Raw genomic sequence first — 18,311 nt, 5'->3', positions numbered from 1 at the left:
CTGATGCAACTCGACCATCGCCTGTTCGAGGCCCACCAGTACGCGCTGATCAACCCATTGCAGATTGATCGCCGAATTGCCCAACTGTGGCCGTGCGAACCAATCGTGCCCAAGGAACTACGAGGGCAGGAGCATCTGTTCCCGTATCTGCTGCGACTGGGCGAAATGTCTGCCGATACCCGCCTTGCAGCTCTGGATGAAACTGTCCACTACGCCCGGGAACATGACAGGGTCCCATTCTCTGCCCTGCTGGTCAGCGATGCGGGACCGGAGCACGTCCGAAATCAACTCGCGCGCGGACTAGTGAGGAAGGTAGATGGCGAGCGCATGTTGTTCAGGTACTACGACCCTCGCGTCTGGAGTGCGTTGACTTGGATTCTATCCACCTCGCAATTGGATGCCCTCTTGGGGCCTGTTCAGTCCTGGACAGCTCCAAGCGCAAAAAGAGACATCTGGCGTACTTATGAAAGCAGAGGAACAGGCAATGATGGATTGCCTCTCGCGCCAGGCCAGATGCATGCCATTTCCTCGTTGGCATCTATCAATAGAGTGATTGATAGGCTGCTCCGCGTAGACCATGGGATCGATGATCACAGTGTCTCCAAGCAGGTATACGACGAAATTTTGAGTGCCGACGCACTCGGATTGTCCGATGCCGATGACCAGGAGGCATTTGCATTCGTTTCGATCACGCAGCCGCCAGGAATTCATGAAGCGCCTATGTACCAGGAAGCCATCCGCATAGCTCGCCTTGAGCCCGGTGCATACAGAAGCATTGTCACAGCCGCGCTTGAAGATGATGAGAGCGAGCCACCGTTGAAGCAGCAGGATCAAGGAGTTTGGCAGCATGGATAAGAAGCCGACGCAGTCGTGCGACCCTGCAAAAAAATGTGAAATCTGTGATCAGGTCGGCCTGCCGATTCTCCCGCTGCGATACGCGATCAGCCGTACCGACGTGAAGGAGATGTGGCAGGGTCCTGCTCTGGGCGGAGCCTTCGGCAAGGACGTTACAAGTATTGCCCTGCCTCCGAACGAAGCGCGCTATACCCTCCGGCTCGCTCGCCAGGGCTACCTTTACGTGTTCAACGAAGTTCGTGGGGAGTGGAAGGGCTACCAGATCACCAGTGACTCCTACCTGCTGGAGTTCGACCCGTATGCTGCGCCCCCACCGCTTGAAGAATTTCAGCCAACCTGTGCTCGAATGGCTGACTCGCAGGTTGCTCGTTTCGTAACTATTCCGGATCCGAAGCGTGCCGGAAAAGTCTGGTTCGGCTTCACTGAAGCTCCGTGGCCCAAGGAAATACTGGAGCGAAATCGTCGCTCGGGTGAGCGCAAGAAGCACATGCGTTGCGTTGACGTACAGGCGTGGCTCAAGGGTAAAGCGTTGGACCATGCAGGAAGTGTCAGCGGTGCCCTGGCGTTGGTCAGCGAATTCAAATTCGGCAGAAAAATCCGCGAGCAGCAGGAGGTGACGATCCCTCTGTTGCCGCCGGTCACGCCTGCGCCACCAGCTAAGACACAGGGCCAAGGTGCAGATGACATAATTACAAGAACGCTTGAGTCGGTTGAGGTATATGCTAACCCCGGCTTCTCCTTCTCGTTTGTGCCATTTGTAAGGTGCAAGCAGGATGTTCCTGGAATGGAAGCTTGGCTTGCAAAGAGTGCGGCCGACTCTCGTCCAATGATGCTCGCCTTGAATGATCCTGCCGGACTCACGCAGGAGCTCTCAGCCCTGATCCGGCAGAAAACCAGGGAGTTTGAGGAAGAGGATGACAGGGCCTGGAAACACGCCACGTCTGTCGCCATTCGCGGTATCCGGCAGGCGATCGAGGATCAGGCGGCTGCCGATAAACTAAGCAAGGTTCGCGCCAGTGCCTACACTGGCCGCGCCGCAATGGAGCTCTATGCTGCGGGCATCACGAAGATGCGTGAGGAGCTGACTGCTGAAGAAGATAGAGATGCCAGGGACTCCGCGTGGGACCGATATCGGGATGACTACAGCCAGGAAAAGCTTGACCAGTTCGATACCAACTTGGTGCCGCAAATGGAGCGCTTTACCTCCACTCATTTGACTCCGATCGCCCAGAGCTTTGTGCTCTGGTACAAGGATGATGGTTTTAGAACGTGGTTGGCATGCAACCACCATGACGAGCTTTCCTACAGTTCCATGAGATTGACTGAAATCGTAGACAGCACGCTTGATGGCGTCGTTGGCTTCGACTGTGTGCAAGGTGCAGTCCTTGCAGATCTGGCTGGGCGTTTTCAGGACATCAAAAACTGTACGGTTCGAGCGTTGACCCTGAATGACAAGATCGCCGCAGACGTGATCGAAAGGGAGTCAAAAACTTTCCTGAGCAACGCAGACAATGCTGGGGCGTGGTCAAATATCTTCAAGGCCTACGGGCATGTTTTGGACCGCGGAGGCAGCCGGCCTCAGGAACTCCAACACGGTTTGGGGTTGGTTGCGGGACTTGTCTTCAAGACTTCTGGAGTGATCGTCACGGCGTTGTCAAAAGCCGGATCGGCAATCGTGAAAGCCGGAGTGAACATATCCATCTCTGCCGCTACGAGAAATAATTTGGTTGGCCTCCTCGGGGTGCTTTCCGGAAAGCGCATTCAGAGGGTTGGTATTCGTGCGTCTGAGCGTGAAATGGCGCACTTCCTGGTAGAAGCGCTTAGCGAAGGGCAGGTCGGAGTAAACAAGCGCGAGCTGAGGGCGCGTGTCGATCAGCATCTCCGTCAGGAGCTCAGTGAGCGTAGCGGCGCACGCGTAGCTACAGGTGATCGCAACGCCCGGGGTAGGAAGGTCTTTGAGTGGGCCGTTTTCTGGGACAAGGAGGCGATGGCGGCCGTCCGGAATGGACAGCCGGGGGCGATGGCAAATATGCTGATGAGCGAAGAGCAAGTGAGGGCGCTGGTGAGGAATCGCGCCGCGCAGTACACCGCTCCGCATGTCAGCTTGGACGTGCGCTTGGGCGTTGTCGGACTGATCCTGGACGCTTGGAACGTTGCGGATTCGTACGGCAAGTTGGATGTGGAGAAGGAGGGGCCGGCTGGTCGTAGGCAATTGAGTCTTGCTTCTGCACTCGTCGGATTTGCGGGTACCAGTGTTGAATTGACGGGCATGGCCTTGGCCAAGACGTCGTGGGGAAGAACGGCTTTGGCGGCCGAGATCAGATTTGGTGCAATTGAAGTCACAAACATGGCGGGACTTGTGGGCTTTCTCGGCAAATTGCTGGGCACAGTCGGTGGATTACTAGGCGCTGTTGTTGATGGGTGGAAGGCGTATGAGTCAATAAAGTCCGGAGATATTCCGATGGCTGTTTTCTACGGAACAACGGCTGTTGCAGGCGCGGTGGTGGCCTATCTCATGTTCGTTGGTGCCATGACGGCGGGTGTGGGCTTCATTGTACTTCTGGTGCTAGGGTTGATAAGCATGTTGGGCGAGTGGATTATTAATCTTATTCGTGATGACAAGGTTGAGAGGTGGCTTGATATGACGCCGTTTGGAGTGCATGAGCATGGTAGGTTCGAGTCGCCTGAGGCGCAGGGTGAGGCATACAACGCAATGCTTCCTGCGGGAGCGTGAGAAGTGAGTCAGTTTGCAGGTTGGCTAGCCCAGCGGTATCGCAATAATCGTCCATTGACCGAGTATGAGAGGCGCGCAGATCTGCGCCAGTTTGACTCGTCCACGTTCACCCCGATCGATAAGGGGATAATATACATTGATGATAATTGTATTGAGTATGTAGATCGTCACTTTCGATATCGAGGGTGGGCGTTAATGGGTGCCAGTGTATTTATTTCGCTTGGCATTATATTTATTGTGGCAATCTTGCATGCAACGATGTCCTTGGTCGATCGAGTTGGTTCGCTCGCATCAGGCGATACATATGCGATTGCAGGCTTGATCGCTGTGGTTCTCGGATTCCTGGCATTCGTCTTCTGGAAGTTGCTGTTGCGTGATATTCTGCGATATCAGTACTATCCAGTAAGATTTGATCGAATTTCACAACAGGTCCATGTGTTTACTGGTAAAGGCGCCAAAGTAGTTTCGGCGTCATGGCAGGACGTAAAATTTATTATCGGCAGGGACAAGCCAATGGGGCCTGGCGAAGGATATACCTATGATCTGAGAGGCTTGGTGATGCGCGGCGATCAAGTCGTTCACACCTTTGCCGTTGGGTCTGACAGTGGTCGTGATCCTGCGATTACGCTTGCACAATGGGAAATGATCCGGCGCTTCATGGAAGAGGGGCGTTCCGCACTGCCTTTCCCGCCGCTGCAGCTCTACACCTCGGTTGAGCCCAGTTTCCGCAATGCGTTCATCATCCACGTGTCATCTGCAGGTGAAGGTTTGATGTTGATTGCGCTTCCACTGACGGTGCCTTGGGCGCTGTTCCGCTTCCTTGCGATGAAACTGTGCCGTAAGCCGGTTTGGCCTGCGGCAGTGCTAAGACATGGAGCCTCTGCAAATTCTGGAGCGCCTCCGCTCCGTGCGCCTGCTGTGTATGGGCGCGTGAATCGAGAAGGGGGGCGGGCGGATGAGATGGAGCGCTTTTGGAAGGAGTCGATTGCGGCCGCGAAGGCTCGCAATGACGAGGTGCGTGAGCAACTCCAGAAGGGTTCAATCAGCGTTTGATGTAGCGAGCGCGTGCACCTTCAACTGGAAGCGACCGTGCGGGCCGGGTGATCGTCGTGCGCGCCTGCGACCCGGTAGGGCCGCAGGCCGCGCGGCAGCGGGAAGAACAAGGAGTCGATGCGGATGTCACTTGCAGACCATATAGAGGTTCGCGGCGCCCAGGAAGCGCCATGGACCAAGTATGCATCCGGTGGGCACTGAATGTTGGATTTTGAATCTTCGCCAATCGATGGAAAATGAAGCGCTGATATTCGCAAATCTCACTTATCTTGGATAAATTGACGCTGATTTCCGGATGCACGGTGCAGTACGATTTAACTTCGCCCTCCACTGCACTGAGAAAAGGCGAGCATGGCAATCCGCTGCATCTGATTGCTCACCATGACATCCGCACTAGAGTTCAACATTCGACTGCGACGCTCAGGTCGTGTTTAAGTGCGGGGGAGGCCATTACGTTGCAAATTGGTGCGCGATGCGGGATGATTCAGCTGTGCCGTCTTCTGCGCTGAAGCTTCCCGAGAGGAATCACCAAGCATCTTCGCGAGCTTCCACGAATGGGGGTGTCCTCGACGTTTACGAGTTTGGGATCTCGTTTGTCGATCAGATGAGTGCCATGCGCGGTTATGCCAGCAGCGGAGGCTGGGTTGGCCTATTCACCGTAGGGTTTGGTCTTTACATCTCTTTGTTTGTAATGGGCTTCAGTTGGGTGGCAGTTCTTGAGTTGGTTTTGCTCTTGATTGTACTGGCGCTTATACAGAGTGACTGGGTGGGTTATCGGGCAGAGCCTGTCTTGTTTGATTCCCGTGCGAGGAAAGTCCACATATTCAAGTCAATTGGGCTCCCTTGGTGGCAGTGGTGCTGGAATATTTTTGCGCGACCTCGTTGCGAAGTGCAGTCTTACGACTGGGAGTGCGTAAGCGCGGAGGTTGTCAGCTATACGATCTTTACCGGCCAAGTACCTCGCCGAGAAGCGAGCCTGGTGATTACGATCTCGGATCGCCCCGGTAGCCCGGTGGAAATCCAACGTGTTGGCGTTGGCCCGAGTTTTGGCTTTGGTAACCAGTCCGGCCCTGTAGAGCGCTGGGAGTACATACGCCGCATGATGGAGGGTGTCGGTCCCGTCTGGACGCCCGGTGAGTCGCGATTTCAGGATTTTGCGGTAAGCCTGGGCGAGGCGTTGACAATTGCGCAGCCTCTGATCGGCCCGGGTTCCCATCAGTACTGGAAAAAGGGGCCGGCAATGTGGCTGCTGGGTACGATCAGCCTGATCGCGCTGCCCTTGACTGCGTACATCGGACTGAACCGCTACGTCAGTTATCGGTTGCAGCGGAAGCCGCGATGGCCGGCTGAAGTATTGCATTCAGTGGGGGCCGGTCCATTCACTGACGCTACTCTGAGGGAGCGACTCAGCCTGGAGAAGCCGGGGGCGGGTGGTACGAAGCGGCGCAGATAAGGGTTTCGACGTGCCCCGCCATCCGCATTGACAGCGTGCAAGCTTGGGCATCTGCCTTGCCTGTGTCACGTTGCATCCGCATCTCGGCGCATGACGGTCTTACGCGTACCTGGCCAGCCAGAGATCACGGGCGCTCAGATTCCCCGCCATCTCACTTCGTGCTGACAAAGATCACAGTGAAAAGCACCAGTGCGATGCCCGCAATCAGCGGACTGATGGCAAGCCATCGCTTGCTCCTGGACTGCCAGCCGGTAAACCGGCCAAGGTAGTGATAGATGGAGTGCGCAAGGAGCGCGATGAGTCCAATGGACAGCGCAATGTAGAAAAGGTTTCCAAAAGAAATCGTCATTGTGCAATCGGATACGTACTGATGAGGGACAGCAGCAGGCAGAGAACGCGTTGTCAGCTGCGCAGGAAAACAAGCGAGTAGATGATGAAGCTCCAGCCAATCAAGCTGATCAGGCAACTCAAGCTGCACACCACCGCGACCTGGAGGGCAGCCTTTCTCCTTCCGGCAATGTCTTCCGGGCTGGAGCGCACGATGGAATAGTGCTCGCTGCTGCCGCGCGTCGAGTTGCTGGCAAAAAGGTCCATGGGTGGCGCTACGGGGCGCTTGAACCGGGCATAGAGCATCTGTGACAAGGGTTCTGGCCAGAAGATCAGCCATAGCAGTACGTTCCCCAGATACTGCGGGACAGCGAAGACGTTCCAGTTCATGGCGCGGATGCGTTCAATCATCTCCTTGCCCGCGCCACCGGCAGAGAGCGGTCCCCGCTCCAGCAAGGATGTCGTCCAGTGCGATGGATCAACCAGAAAAGTGGGGGGCATCGCTTCGGGCGCTTCATCCATATAGCGCCGGATCAGCTCCCATGCCTGCTGGCAGGCCTCCCGGTCTGGAAGGGGGCCATCGACAGTAAAGCGCAGGCGCCACAGTTCAGGAGTCTCAGGATAGATCTCCATGAGGTCGAGAGCCATCATCAGCGGCGCCCCGGGCTGGGCCGAGCCGTGGCCGACGCGGGCATAGGGCCTGACGTTGTTCCAGTCCAACAGGCATTGCTTGCCGTCGACAACACAGAAGACTTTCCGGGTCCTGCGGAAGAAGTACAGGTCGCTCTGTCTGCTGCCGATACTCAATTTGACGCAGAGAAAGGCGACTGCTGCGAGTGCCGCGACCCCAAGGCCCGCGCTCGCCGATACGAACACACGCATTCCCATGCTTTCTGTGGGTTCAAGCGCCGCCATCACCCCCATGTAACCCAGGCCGATGGCCATGCACAGCATCACCAGTGCAGCGACCGGCATGATGGATTCCATCCGCGAAGCAGCATTGCTTTCCGACCAGACCATGGCCTCGTCATCAAGGCGCATCACGTCACGCACGGAGTAGGCCTGCGGAGTTGCATCAGGGGGCAGGGCGCCTTCAGTAAAGCGGAGATCCTGTTGGGTCTGCATGCAGCGACATTTGCTTTGAATGCGAGCTCCATCGAGGCTATGCCCGGAATAGTGCTGACGCAAGCCCATGACGCTGCTGGGCATGAGCATCACTGTGCTGGGGTTGTTTCGAATGGCGGAGTCGGTCGACGGCGAGGCGGGAGGAGCGCTCACCGGCGGCAACGTTCCCGTGCATGTCGCAGGGCCGCACGACACCACGTTGTTGCAGTAGGATCGTTCATGGACTGGGTTGGAGTGGTGAGGTAATGGACTACGCTGGAATCGATACCAGAAATCTTCGCTTTGCGGTCAATCGTCCCCTCACGGCCGCTGAGGAAGATCAGCGACTGGACGTTTCGGCCTCAGTAGGAGTGCCCGCACGGAGCGGGCTGTCCGTGATCAGGTTCAGCTCGACCTGCCTCGAGCTGGTGGATCGCTGGTACCCGGTGAAGGGCTTCAATGTCTGGCTCTCGGTCATGGGCGCACTCGCGTTCGTGCCCACGTCGTCCTACCTCTTCGTGAACCTGATTGTCCTGGGTGAGCCATTCCGGGAGGACGAACGCTGGATCCTCTGGTGCTTCTGGCTCTTCATTGCGCCCGTTTCACTGTTCATTCTTGCCGGCATCGTGTGGCTCTTTAGAAGCGAGTGCTTCCGATGGACGCACTATCCGATCCGATTGGATCGCATGAATCGCAAGGTGCACTTCTTCCGCCAGGACGGTACGGTCGCCAGTGGTGACTGGGACCGTTTGTTCTTCTTCATCGGCGAGTCAACGACCCCACCCATAGGGCGAACCCACGACATCCGCGCGCATTTTCTCTCCGATGACCGCAAGACCGTCCTGGAGACGTTCTCGCTGGGCTACGAGTACATGGGGGAGCGGTCGGATCTGCTGGGGTTGTGGGAGTTCATCCGGATGTACATGCAGGGCGGGGACGCGGCGCTTGAGCATCTTTGCGGGGAGGTGGGTTTCTACTTGCCCATCCATGACAGGAAAGAGGGATTCGTGTTTGGCGTGGTCCGGACCTTTGCCGGCCTGGTTCACTGGCCTTGGTTGCACGTAGTTCTTTGCTTGCCTTTCAGCTTCATTGCCTTGGGCCGATGGTTGGCGATGACGACCAGCCGCATCCCTGCGTGGCCGACCGAAGTGGAGGGCGGCGCCAGTGTCGACCGAGCAGACAAATGGCAACGTGATTGGCGCGACAATCCGCGTCTGGGTTTCCTGGACAAGGCTTGGCCGATGATCTGCACTGCGACTGGTGTCGTGATGGGCGTTGCCATCGTGTGTGCGATCACGCGGTCGACCGGCTAGCTGTGACGGTCAGGGCCCCGGCGCTCCGACGGCGTGTCTCCTGGGCCCATCCCTGTTGCGCGGGAGGCGGTTAACATGCACTCCAGGACAGCCGTCAAGGATGCGGTGATGTACACCGGATGGATGCAGAAGTTTCCCGTGGGACAGCCGCTCTCTCCAGAGGAGAGTCGCTCTCGTTTCGATGTCCATGCAGCCCAAGTCGCAGCGCCCGACGAACGCGCCTCACTGGTCCGCTTCAACTCAACCTACATCGAACTGATCGACCGGCGTTTCAGGCTGCGCGGCATGGTGTCGACCACCGTGGTCCTGCTGGGCACCATAGGCCTGTTCCTTCTCGGCTTTTTCCTTCTCTTCACGCTGGTGATCCCCAATCTTGAGGGCGACGTCTGGGACTGGGTGATGTACGCAATGGTGGCCGTGTGTGTGATCGGCGCGCCGGTCTTGTTCTGGCACACGACACTCAAGTACGAGTTCTTTACGTACGTCTGGTATCCGACCCGATTCAATCGTCGCAACCGGATGGTCTATTTCTTCACCGGCGGCAAGGAAGGGGCCGTGGCAGTGCCTTGGGATGAAGCGGTGTTCTATATCGGACGAGGGACCAGCCAGGCGTTCCTGCGCGATCTCCGGTGCAGCATCATCGATGAGCGCGTGGTTCAGCGTACCTTTGCCGTGGGCCATTACTTCGATGACGAGCAGGCGATCAAGGGACTCTGGGAATTCGTCAGGCGCTACATGCAGCAAGGGCCGGCGGACGTGGTCGACACGATCGAGGGCCGGCAGATGAACCTTTCGGTCAATCCTTCCTTGCGCAATTGCTACCTGTTTGTGGTCGCCAGCCTTGGCCCAGCCATGCTGGGCGCCCGCTTCGTGCTGATGCCGTTGCTGCTGCCGCTGGTGCTGTGCCGCTGGCTGGTCCTGCTGTCCTGCCGCATGCCGGAATGGCCGCAGTGGGTGGAGGATGCCTGCAAGGTCGATCCGAATGATCTGAGACTGGCCGAGCCTGAGGTCATGGCGCAATCGCAGGCGGGTCGGCAGTCCATCTGACCGGGAGAGTCGAGCAGGGCTCGACTCCAAGGTCCTGGCTTACATCGCCGGGCAGGCCGGATCTTTCCCGCTCACCGCTGCGCAGATCCGGCGGCGGCAATCCACGCCCTTCAGCGACGCGGGGCTGGGGCAGGCACGCAGCTGAGCCTGGATGTTCGACTCGGTCGATGCGGACTTCTTGCTGGCCACGCGCTCGAAGGCGGCGCGCTCGTCTTCGGTGCGCTTGCGCTGGTCGGCCTCGATCTGTGCGATCAGGTCGTCCATGCTTTGCGGTTGGGCATTGGCCTTCGTTTTGGCCTTGGCCTTGTCCTCTTCCTTGATGATGCCGAGCAGGGTGCCGAGCAGGTTTTCATCGCCCTTGCTCTTTGCGTCGCTCTGCGTTGCGGCACGCGAAGCGCGTGCGGCAGGCGCAGGACTACGTGCGGCCGCCCCGCTCGCTGCAGTCGCCGCCGATGGGGCCGCAGCGACCGAAGCGGCATCAACGGATGCAGGCGCTGTGTCTGCGGCAGGTGCAGGCAGGGCCGGCTCACCGGCGGTGGCCGGCGCATCGACGATCATGGCAGCGCCGTCACGCGGGGCGCCCGCCGGAATGTCCGGGTGCCCGGTGGCATGGGCCGGATCCGGTGTCAGCGAATACTCGCTCGGTTCCGGATAATCGCTGCTGCCGGAGAAGCCCCAGGCGGCCAGCCCGGCAAGGGCAACGACGACGGCGCCGATGCCCAGCCATAGCCCCAGGCGCCGATTGCCACCGGCCGACGCGCGCGCAGCACGAGGGGACGCGGTTGCCTGCCGGCCCTCCATGTCTGCCAGAATACGGCCCGAATTCGGGGCCTGGCCCTTCGCCTGCGCTCCCCCTGAGAGCAGACTTGGCCGATTGATTCCGCCATTATTCAAGTGCATCCAGCCCTTGGTTTGACTCGGCATCTGCCGAAGCGAATTTCCGCATTCTTAGTGAAAGGCGGTGGGGCGTCAACCAGATTACGAGTCAAGGAGGACCGGTGTTGCCAATCGTGGTTGCTGCCATTGCCGTTGTCGCACTTGTGGCGGCGGTGTGCTGGGTGTTGCTGTTTCCCGAGACCGTGGAATCGCTGCGCCAGGCACTGTCGCGCCGCTTGGGCGGATTCCGTCGCAAGGCGGGTCGGGTGGGCGATAAAGTCGGCCATGGTGTTACCCGGGTGCGCAGTGGGGTTCGTGAAGAAGCTGGCGCTGCGCAGAGTGCCCTTCGGCGGCATTGGCCGATTATGGCGATTGCGGCAGCGGCGCTGCTGATTCCTCCAACTGTGATATTGATCACACGTCAGACGGTGGTGCTCGAAGATTTTCGCGGCGATGATCTGGCCGAGTCGAGTTCGATGGTCGCCCAGCTGCTGCGGGGGGAGCGCCTGACCCCGCCGCCGCCGCCACCACCGGAAGTTTTCACCACCGCCGAGGTGCGCCGCCTGCGGCCTGAAATCGTGACGGCAGACCGCAAGTGGGATCAGATCGATGCCGATCTGCAGCAGCGCGTGCTGGCCATCTATGAGGTGATGCGCCGCCAGTACGGTTACGAGATGGTGCTGATCGAGGGTTACCGCAGTCCGCAGCGGCAGGCCGAGCTGATGGCCGGAGGCAAGGCGACACGTGCCGGCGCCTGGCAGAGCTGCCATCAATATGGGCTGGGCGTGGACAGTGCGCCGATCCGGAATGGCAAGCTGCAGTGGGACATGAACGACGAGTGGACCAAGCGTGGTTACTTCCTGTACGGCGAGCTGGCTGAACAGGCAGGCCTGGACTGGGGTGGAAACTGGCGCAGCATCAAGGATTATGTTCACGTGGAAATGACAGCGCGTTGCCGCGCGGCCCGTGCGGCCAAGCGTGAAGAACTGTCACGCCAAGGGTGATAACCGCATGGCGGTGCTGGTATGGTTACCGCGATGATCTGGGTCGCCGGGGAACAGGGGGCGATGGAGCGCCAGGTCACACAGGATCAAGGAGCATGATGGATGGCACGACCGTTTATCGTCGTCGGTGACAAGCTCAGCCACGGAGGCAGCGTGGTGGCAGGCACCGGCCAGACCGATATCAATGGCAAGGCGGTGGCCCGGGTGGGCGACCGTGCAGTCTGCGCCGTGCATGGCGCAACATCGATTGTCAGTGGTGACGCAACCGTCGTGATCGATGGTCAGCCGGTGGCGCGCGATGGCGACCGCACGGCGTGCGGAGCGACGCTGATGGCGTCACAGGCCACCACTGGCCTGCGCTGAACGACGCGGTCGACGGGAGCAGCGCATGGAGCACGGCAACTGATGGCGGGATGGCTGGGCAAGGCAGCGTCGGTGGTGATGGTCTTCATCGCCACCTGGGGCGCGACGATTCTTTACTGGCGCAACAGCGGCACGGTACCGACCGGCATGCAGATGCTGGCCTATCTGGGGCTGCTGCCGGTGGGGCTGAGTGGTGCCGGCTTCATGCTGCGCAACGCCGCGCGGCGCGGCGCCGATGTGGCGTTGCAGAAAGCCGGTGAGGATCGTTCCGGCCCGGCCCCGGCCGAACGCGAGAGTGTCGCTGGCGCCCCGTCGGGCGTGCCTGCCGTTGCGTTGCTGGCCGGCCACCTGCGCCTGGGCATGGACCTCGATGCGCAGGCCCTGCTGGCGGCTGCGGCGGCGCCACCGCGCCCGGTGCTCGACGGGCGTTTCCGCGACAACTACAACCTGCCGGTGCGGATGAGCGCAGCACCGGATCTGGACGAATTCGAAGTCCTGCAGGTGCGCCAGGACGGTATCGATACCGCCGCGCACGAACGGCGTGCACTGGCGCTGCTGCGGCCGGTGCTGGAACGCCTGCTGGAGGCCGTCTTCACGGCCCTGCCGGAGATCGAAGCCTCCGAAGAGGTGGTGGTGGCCGGCCTGCGCCGCCGCGATGAGCAGCGCGTTGAGAATATCCTCACCCTCGAATTGCTGGTGCCGGGCAGCTGGTCCGATGGTTTGCGCCCGTGGGTACAGGAGTGGCTGCAGCGACAGGCGCGTGATGCCGGCCTCGATGCGCGCCGCTTCGACGTGCGCATTGCCGTGCTGGATGGTGCGCGCGATGTGTGGCCGTATGTGCAGCGGGTCATCGATGCGCTGGCGTCGTCGCCGACGCCACGCTGGCACCTGCTGTTGGCGGCCGCGTCCAGCATCGATGCCGGCATCGTCTCGGCCTGGCAGTCGGCCGGGGTGCTGGCGACGGCGCAGCGCACCGATGGCCACGTACCCGGTGAAGGCGCAGCGGGCGTGCTGCTGGCCAGCCAGGCTGCTGCACGCGAAGGCGACGCCCGGCTGTGGCGACCACAGCTGGTCAGTGCCGAGCAGGTCGAGGGGCAGCGCCCGGCAGAACAGCGTCGGCAGCTGGCGGCGCTCGCCACCCAGTGGCATGCATCACTGGCGACCGATGGCGCCCAGGCCCAGTTCGTGCTGCACGACGCTGACCACCGGGGCGACCTGATGGTGGATGCCGCTGCCATCGCTGCCACCCTGGCACCCGATCTCGATTTCAGTCCGCAGAGCCTGGCGCTGACCATCAGCGCCGGCGAACTGGGCCCGGCGCTGCCGCTGGCCCAGCTGGCGCTGGCCCACGCGCAGCTTCAGCGCCAGAGCGAACCTGTGCTGCTGCTCGGTGTCGCCGACAACCAGCAGCGCCTGTTCGGGCTGGTCGATCCTTTTCCTTCCCCGACGCTGACGGCCGAGGCGCCGTCCGCTCCCTGACCCTTGGATCCCTGCATGAGTTTGAGCAATTTCAGCTACTACCTGCGCGACTACCGTCTGTGGATGGTGATCGGCCTGGTCGGTGCCGCTGCGCTGGCCCACTACGGCGAGGCCGAGGCACGGCAGATCGGCATCTGGGTCGCCATCGTGCTGGCCGGCCTGCTGGTGCTGGCGCTGCTGGTCTGGGTCGTCAAGCGGATGCTTGCCCGGCGCGCCGCCAAGCGCGTGGAGGCGATGGTCAAGGACGAGGCGGACAAGGCGGTAGCCAGCGCGCAGCCGGCACAGCGCGCCGATACCGAAGCGCTGCGTACGCGCATGATGGATGCGGTCAAGCAGATCAAGTGCTCGCGGATGGGGGTGCTGAAGGGCAACGCCGCGCTGTACGAACTGCCCTGGTACGTGATCATCGGCAACCCGGCGGCCGGCAAGAGCACCGCGATCCTCAATTCGGGCCTGCAGTTCCCGTTCGAGGACAACCGCGGCAACGTCGTGCAGGGCATCGGCGGTACCCGTAACTGCGACTGGTACTTCACCACCAACGGCATCGTGCTCGACACCGCCGGCCGTTACTCGGTCAGCGTCGAGGACCGGCTGGAGTGGCTGACCTTCCTCGGCCTGCTGAAGAAGAACCGCCCGCGTGCACCGATCAATGGCGTGATCATCGCCGCCAGCCTGGCCGAGCTGTCCGGCAGCAAGCCGGAGTTCGCCATCGAACTGGCCAAGAACCTGCGCCAGCGCGTGCAGGAAATCACCGAGCGCCTGGAAGTATTCGCGCCGGTGTACGTGCTGTTCACCAAGGCCGACCTGATCGCCGGTTTCAGTGAATTCTTCCGCAACCTCGATCCGGGCGAGCGCGAGCATGTGTGGGGCGCGACGCTGCCGTTCGACGTGCAGCAGCAGGGTGACGCGCTGGCCGCCTTCGACAGCCACTTTGATGAGCTGGCCGAAGGCATCAAGGAGATGAGCCTGACCCACATGGCGATGCAGCGTGGCCGTGAGGTCTCGCCGGGCCTGCTGTCGCTGCCGCTGGAGTTCGTCGGCATCAAGCCGGCGCTGCGCACCTTCATCGCCACCCTGTTCGAAGACAACCCCTACCAGTTCAAGCCGGTGTTCCGCGGCTTCTACTTCTCCAGCGCGCTGCAGGAAGGGCGCTCGGTGCATCACGCCTCCGAGCGCGTCGGCCGCCAGTTCAACCTGGAGCGCGGCTCGAACGTGGACGAGGCGCCGACCGGGCATACCGCGTTCTTCCTGAAGGACCTGTTCCGCAAGGTCATCTTTGCCGACAAGGAACTGGTGCGGCAGTATTCCAGCCCGCACCAGAACCGCCTGCGTTATGGCGTGTTCCTGGGCGCGGTGGGCGTGCTGGCCCTCGCGCTGGGCCTGTGGACGTGGTCGTACACCACCAATGCGCAGCTGGTTGCCAATGCGACCAAGGATCTGGACCAGGCCGTGCGCGTGCAGAAGGACCGCATGGACCTGAAGTCACGTATCGATGCGTTGCTGCTGCTGCAGGATCGCATGGAGCAGCTGGACCGCTATGGCAAGGAAGGGGGCATCACCACCCATCTGGGCCTGTACCAGGGCACGGCCATCCGCGAGAAGCTGCTGCGCGAGTACAACCACGGCATGCAGCAGGTGATGCTGGCGCCGACCGTATCGAACCTGGAGAACTATCTGGGCCAGGTGGTCGCCGAGCGCGACAAGCTGGGGCAGGGCACCAGCAGCGCTGCCGAGAGCGAGGTGCTGTACCAGAACGCGTCGCCGACCAGCACCAACGATGCCTACAACGCGCTCAAGACCTACCTGATGCTGGGCAACCGCAAGTATGTGGAGGGTGCGCACCTGTCGCAGCAGCTGACCCTGTTCTGGCGCACCTGGCTGGAAGCCAACCGCGGGCAGATGAGCCGCGAGGAAATGGTCCGCGCGGCTGAGAAGCTGATGACCTTCTACGTGGCGCAGGCGGGCCAGCCGAGCTGGCCGCAGGTGCAGAACAAGGTCACGCTGGTGTCCGACACGCGCCAGGCACTGGGCCAGGTGATGAAGGGCCAGCCGGCGATGGAGCGCGTGTACGCGCAGATCAAGGCCCGCGCCGGTGCACGCTTCACCACCACCACGGTCGACAGCCTGATCGGCGTCGAGCGCAACGGCCGCATGATCAACGGCAACTACGCCATTTCCGGTGCTTTCTCGCGCAAGGCGTGGGAAGAGTACGTGCAGGATGCGATCAAGGAAGCGGCCAACACGCAGCTGAGCACCACCGACTGGGTGCTGGGGACCACCGAGCAGAGCGACCTGTCGCTGGCCGGCAGCCCGGAGCACGTCTCGCGCGAGCTGGTGAACCTGTACAAGAACGACTATGCCCGCGAGTGGACCCGGTTCCTGCAGGGCCTGAGCGTGGCGGAGTTCAGCACCTTCGACGAGGCGGTGGCACGCATCAACAAGCTGGGCGATGCCAGCAATTCGCCACTGCGCGTGCTGCTGGAGCGCATCAACGAAGAGACCGTGTGGGACAACCCGCAGGCGCTGGCCCGCTCCAGCAAGGCGCGCAAGGGCTTCGTCGCCTGGTTCCAGCGCACCATCCTGCGCAAGGACCCGGCCGCCGCGGCTGCGGCACAGCCGGTCGGCCCGATCGGCAAGGCGTTCGAGGGCATTGCCCGCTTGACCAGCGAGCGCGGTGACCAGCCGGCCGTGATCACGGCCTACTTCGACACGCTGGCCAAGCTGCGCGCGCGTCTGAACGCGATCAAGAGCCAGGGCGAAATCGGGGTCGCTACCCGCAAGCTGATGCAGGACACCTTCAGCAACGAAGGTTCCGAACTGAGCGTGGGCCTGGCGCTGGTCGATGAGCAGGTGCTGACCGGGCTGGACGAGAAGCAGCGTGAAGCGCTGCGTCCGCTGCTGCTGCGCCCGCTGACCCAGACCTTCGGCACGTTGATCGCGCCGACCGAGAATGAAGTCAACAAGACCTGGAAGGCACAGGTCTATGATCCCTTCAAGGCACGCATCGGCCAGCAGTACCCGTTCAACCTGAACTCCGACGTCGATGCGGCGCCGAGCGACATTGCCGGCATCTTCGGCGCCAGTGGCAGCATCGCGGCCTTCAACAAGGAGGCACTGGGTACGCTGGTGATCCAGCGTGGCCCGCTGCTGGAGACCCGCCGCTGGGCCGGGCAGGGCGTGAACCTGTCGGCCGAACTGGTGGCCAACTACGGCAACTGGGTGAGTGGTTCGGCGGCCGGCGCGGCGCAGGACACCACGATCTTCGAGATCCTGCCGGCACCGGCGGCCGGCGCGCTGGAATACACCATCGAGATCGACGGCCAGGTGCTGCGCTATCGCAACACGCCACCGCAGTGGACGACCATGCAGTACCCGAACGTCGGCCAGGTGCCGGGCGTGAAGATCACCGCGGTGACCGGCGATGGCAGGACGGTGGAAGTGTTCAGTGCGCCGGGTTCGAACGGCGTCAACCGCTTGATGGGGGCGGGCCAGGTCGAGCGCCTGGATGACTCCAGCCGCATCACCTGGACGGGCAACGGTGTGTCGGTGCCGGTGGAGATGCGCATCGTCCGTCGTGCCGGTGAGGCCGCACAGGGCGGAGGTGACTGGCAGCGCGGGCTGCAGTTGCCCGAACGCGTTGCCGGTGGCGAGCCCGCGGCGCAGGCGGCACCCGCTGCTGCGCCGGCAGCGACGCCGGCTCCGGCCGCTGGAGGCGCCCGATGAGCCGGGTGGTCAGCGCGGGCGTGTCCTATTTCGGCAAGGTGCCCTCGCGCGGCGATTTCGTCCGCGCGGCCGACAACCACCAGCTGCTGGGCTGGCTCGACCGCTGGGCCGGCGAGAGCCTGGAACTGCTGAGCCAGAGCCCGGACTGGAAGCAGCGCTACGACGAAGCGCCCGAGATCCACTACGCCTTCCTGGGCTCGCGCAGCAAGATGGTGCTGTGCGGCCACTTCCTGGCCAGCCGCGACGCGTCCGAGCGGCGCTTCCCGCTGCTGTCGGCGTTGCGCCTGGATGCGCCTGAGCCGTTGCCGTTCATCGGCCGCAGTCCGTTGGCGATGTCCAACGCTTGGTCGGGCCTGGCCAGGCTCGCACGCCAGGCCTACCAGGACAGCGACGCAGCACAGGCGCTGGCACAGCTGGCCGATGCCCGTTTCAGCATCAGCACCGACCCGGGTGACTACAACGGCAGCTTCCAGGATTTCCTCGAGAACACCACGGTGGCCGACCTGGAGCAGCGCCTGCGCGAGTCCGGCCACGGCGACGTGGCGCTGCGCCAGGTGCTGCCCGCGCTGGGCCTGCTGCTGCAGCCGGTGCTCAGTGGCGGCGACGTCAACATCGACAAGGCGCTGGTGTTCCCGCTGGTGCGCGATCCGGCCTATCGCCCGCTGGTGGCGGCGTTCTGGCTCGACCTGCTGTCCAGCTTCGTCGCACGCGGCGATTTCGAACTTGCCGTACTGATCCGCAACGACGCTGCGCCAAGCATGATCGTCGGCTTCAACGGCGCTGATCGCCAGGTGCTGCGCGCCGTGCTGGATCCGGCCGAGGCGGGCGACTTCCTGATCCGCATCCAGCATTCGGAGTGGGTGGACGACTACCTGCGCGGCGACTACAACCTCAACCGCTTCGGCAGCTTCCTCGACCGTGACGACCTGGCCCTGGCCACCGCACGCAAGCTGTTCGGCGAGACTTTCCTGGGAACCTGA

General features: G+C 61.8%; 15 protein-coding genes. 12 read left to right on the top strand and 3 right to left on the bottom strand.

From position 1 onward, the window contains the following. Positions 1 to 3: 3 nt before the first annotated feature. The 4 genes from N5C18_RS15570 to N5C18_RS15555 all read left to right on the top strand — a co-directional run bounded on the left by N5C18_RS15570 (position 4) and on the right by N5C18_RS15555 (position 6,095). Positions 4 to 855: a DUF4123 domain-containing protein gene (locus tag N5C18_RS15570; RefSeq protein WP_008268340.1), complete on the top strand. Its 852-nt coding sequence runs from the start codon at positions 4 to 6 to the stop codon at positions 853 to 855. Next, positions 848 to 3,589, top strand: a complete 2,742-nt coding sequence (locus N5C18_RS15565; protein ID WP_279945030.1) for a T6SS effector BTH_I2691 family protein — start codon at positions 848 to 850, stop codon at positions 3,587 to 3,589. The genes N5C18_RS15570 and N5C18_RS15565 overlap by 8 nt, the downstream gene beginning before the upstream one ends. A 3-nt stretch (positions 3,590 to 3,592) precedes the next feature. Beyond that, entirely contained in the window at positions 3,593 to 4,642 is a 1,050-nt protein-coding gene (locus N5C18_RS15560) for a DUF6708 domain-containing protein (RefSeq protein WP_279945029.1), read from the top strand. 613 nt (positions 4,643 to 5,255) lie between these two features. Next, positions 5,256 to 6,095 (top strand): DUF6708 domain-containing protein, encoded by an 840-nt coding sequence (locus N5C18_RS15555; RefSeq protein ID WP_279945028.1) that lies wholly within the window; start codon positions 5,256 to 5,258, stop codon positions 6,093 to 6,095. 151 nt (positions 6,096 to 6,246) lie between these two features. Here the strand turns inward: N5C18_RS15555 and N5C18_RS15550 are convergent, their stop codons facing one another. Further along, on the bottom strand, positions 6,247 to 6,444 hold the full coding sequence (locus N5C18_RS15550; protein WP_279945027.1) for a hypothetical protein: 198 nt from the start codon (positions 6,442 to 6,444) through the stop codon (positions 6,247 to 6,249). Between the two features lie 53 nt (positions 6,445 to 6,497). After that, a complete protein-coding gene (locus N5C18_RS15545) occupies positions 6,498 to 7,547 on the bottom strand; it encodes a hypothetical protein (protein ID WP_279945026.1) in 1,050 nt (349 codons plus the stop codon). Positions 7,548 to 7,614: 67 nt separating this feature from the next. Between N5C18_RS15545 and N5C18_RS15540 the strand changes: the two genes are divergently transcribed. From N5C18_RS15540 to N5C18_RS15530, 3 genes are all read left to right on the top strand, one after another. Beyond that, positions 7,615 to 7,758 (top strand): hypothetical protein, encoded by a 144-nt coding sequence (locus N5C18_RS15540; RefSeq protein WP_279945025.1) that lies wholly within the window; start codon positions 7,615 to 7,617, stop codon positions 7,756 to 7,758. Between the two features lie 34 nt (positions 7,759 to 7,792). Further along, complete coding sequence (locus N5C18_RS15535) at positions 7,793 to 8,839, top strand: DUF6708 domain-containing protein (RefSeq protein ID WP_279945024.1); 1,047 nt, start codon at positions 7,793 to 7,795, stop codon at positions 8,837 to 8,839. A gap of 108 nt (positions 8,840 to 8,947) precedes the next feature. Further along, entirely contained in the window at positions 8,948 to 9,886 is a 939-nt protein-coding gene (locus tag N5C18_RS15530) for a DUF6708 domain-containing protein (protein ID WP_279945023.1), read from the top strand. Between the two features lie 39 nt (positions 9,887 to 9,925). On the opposite strand, the gene N5C18_RS15525 is transcribed toward N5C18_RS15530, so the two are convergent. After that, positions 9,926 to 10,687 carry a hypothetical protein gene (locus N5C18_RS15525; RefSeq protein WP_053508686.1) on the bottom strand — a complete coding sequence of 254 codons (762 nt, stop codon included), beginning with the start codon at positions 10,685 to 10,687 and terminating at the stop codon, positions 9,926 to 9,928. Between the two features lie 197 nt (positions 10,688 to 10,884). On the opposite strand from N5C18_RS15525, the gene N5C18_RS15520 reads away from it, so the two are divergent. The 5 genes from N5C18_RS15520 (at position 10,885) to tagF (ending at position 18,311) form a co-directional block, all read left to right on the top strand. Then, entirely contained in the window at positions 10,885 to 11,766 is an 882-nt protein-coding gene (locus tag N5C18_RS15520; RefSeq protein WP_279945022.1) for a M15 family metallopeptidase, read from the top strand. Between the two features lie 102 nt (positions 11,767 to 11,868). Next, a complete protein-coding gene (locus N5C18_RS15515) occupies positions 11,869 to 12,129 on the top strand; it encodes a PAAR domain-containing protein (RefSeq protein ID WP_006451293.1) in 261 nt (86 codons plus the stop codon). A gap of 42 nt (positions 12,130 to 12,171) precedes the next feature. Further along, entirely contained in the window at positions 12,172 to 13,608 is a 1,437-nt protein-coding gene (locus N5C18_RS15510) for a hypothetical protein (RefSeq protein ID WP_279945021.1), read from the top strand. 15 nt (positions 13,609 to 13,623) lie between these two features. Continuing rightward, positions 13,624 to 17,331 (top strand): type VI secretion system membrane subunit TssM, encoded by a 3,708-nt coding sequence (gene tssM, locus N5C18_RS15505; RefSeq protein WP_279945020.1) that lies wholly within the window; start codon positions 13,624 to 13,626, stop codon positions 17,329 to 17,331. Continuing rightward, positions 17,328 to 18,311 carry a type VI secretion system-associated protein TagF gene (gene tagF, locus N5C18_RS15500; RefSeq protein ID WP_006451227.1) on the top strand — a complete coding sequence of 328 codons (984 nt, stop codon included), beginning with the start codon at positions 17,328 to 17,330 and terminating at the stop codon, positions 18,309 to 18,311. The genes tssM and tagF overlap by 4 nt, the downstream gene beginning before the upstream one ends.

It is taken from the genome of Stenotrophomonas sp. GD03930, assembly GCF_029839665.1.
In the GTDB taxonomy this organism is placed as follows: domain Bacteria; phylum Pseudomonadota; class Gammaproteobacteria; order Xanthomonadales; family Xanthomonadaceae; genus Stenotrophomonas; species Stenotrophomonas forensis.
The sequence above is the reverse complement of the archived record's forward strand: the minus strand, read 5'-3'. Positions and strand labels throughout refer to the sequence as shown.

Coding starts and splice junctions, on each gene's coding strand:
- N5C18_RS15570 (WP_008268340.1), top strand. CDS start 4: ATGCAACTCGACCATCGCCTGTTCGAGGCCCACCAGTACGCGCTGATC.
- N5C18_RS15565 (WP_279945030.1), top strand. CDS start 848: ATGGATAAGAAGCCGACGCAGTCGTGCGACCCTGCAAAAAAATGTGAA.
- N5C18_RS15555 (WP_279945028.1), top strand. CDS start 5,256: ATGCGCGGTTATGCCAGCAGCGGAGGCTGGGTTGGCCTATTCACCGTA.
- N5C18_RS15550 (WP_279945027.1), bottom strand. CDS start 6,444: ATGACGATTTCTTTTGGAAACCTTTTCTACATTGCGCTGTCCATTGGA.
- N5C18_RS15545 (WP_279945026.1), bottom strand. CDS start 7,547: ATGCAGACCCAACAGGATCTCCGCTTTACTGAAGGCGCCCTGCCCCCT.
- N5C18_RS15540 (WP_279945025.1), top strand. CDS start 7,615: ATGACGCTGCTGGGCATGAGCATCACTGTGCTGGGGTTGTTTCGAATG.
- N5C18_RS15535 (WP_279945024.1), top strand. CDS start 7,793: ATGGACTACGCTGGAATCGATACCAGAAATCTTCGCTTTGCGGTCAAT.
- N5C18_RS15530 (WP_279945023.1), top strand. CDS start 8,948: ATGTACACCGGATGGATGCAGAAGTTTCCCGTGGGACAGCCGCTCTCT.
- N5C18_RS15525 (WP_053508686.1), bottom strand. CDS start 10,687: ATGGAGGGCCGGCAGGCAACCGCGTCCCCTCGTGCTGCGCGCGCGTCG.
- N5C18_RS15515 (WP_006451293.1), top strand. CDS start 11,869: ATGGCACGACCGTTTATCGTCGTCGGTGACAAGCTCAGCCACGGAGGC.
- N5C18_RS15510 (WP_279945021.1), top strand. CDS start 12,172: ATGGCGGGATGGCTGGGCAAGGCAGCGTCGGTGGTGATGGTCTTCATC.
- tssM (WP_279945020.1), top strand. CDS start 13,624: ATGAGTTTGAGCAATTTCAGCTACTACCTGCGCGACTACCGTCTGTGG.
- tagF (WP_006451227.1), top strand. CDS start 17,328: ATGAGCCGGGTGGTCAGCGCGGGCGTGTCCTATTTCGGCAAGGTGCCC.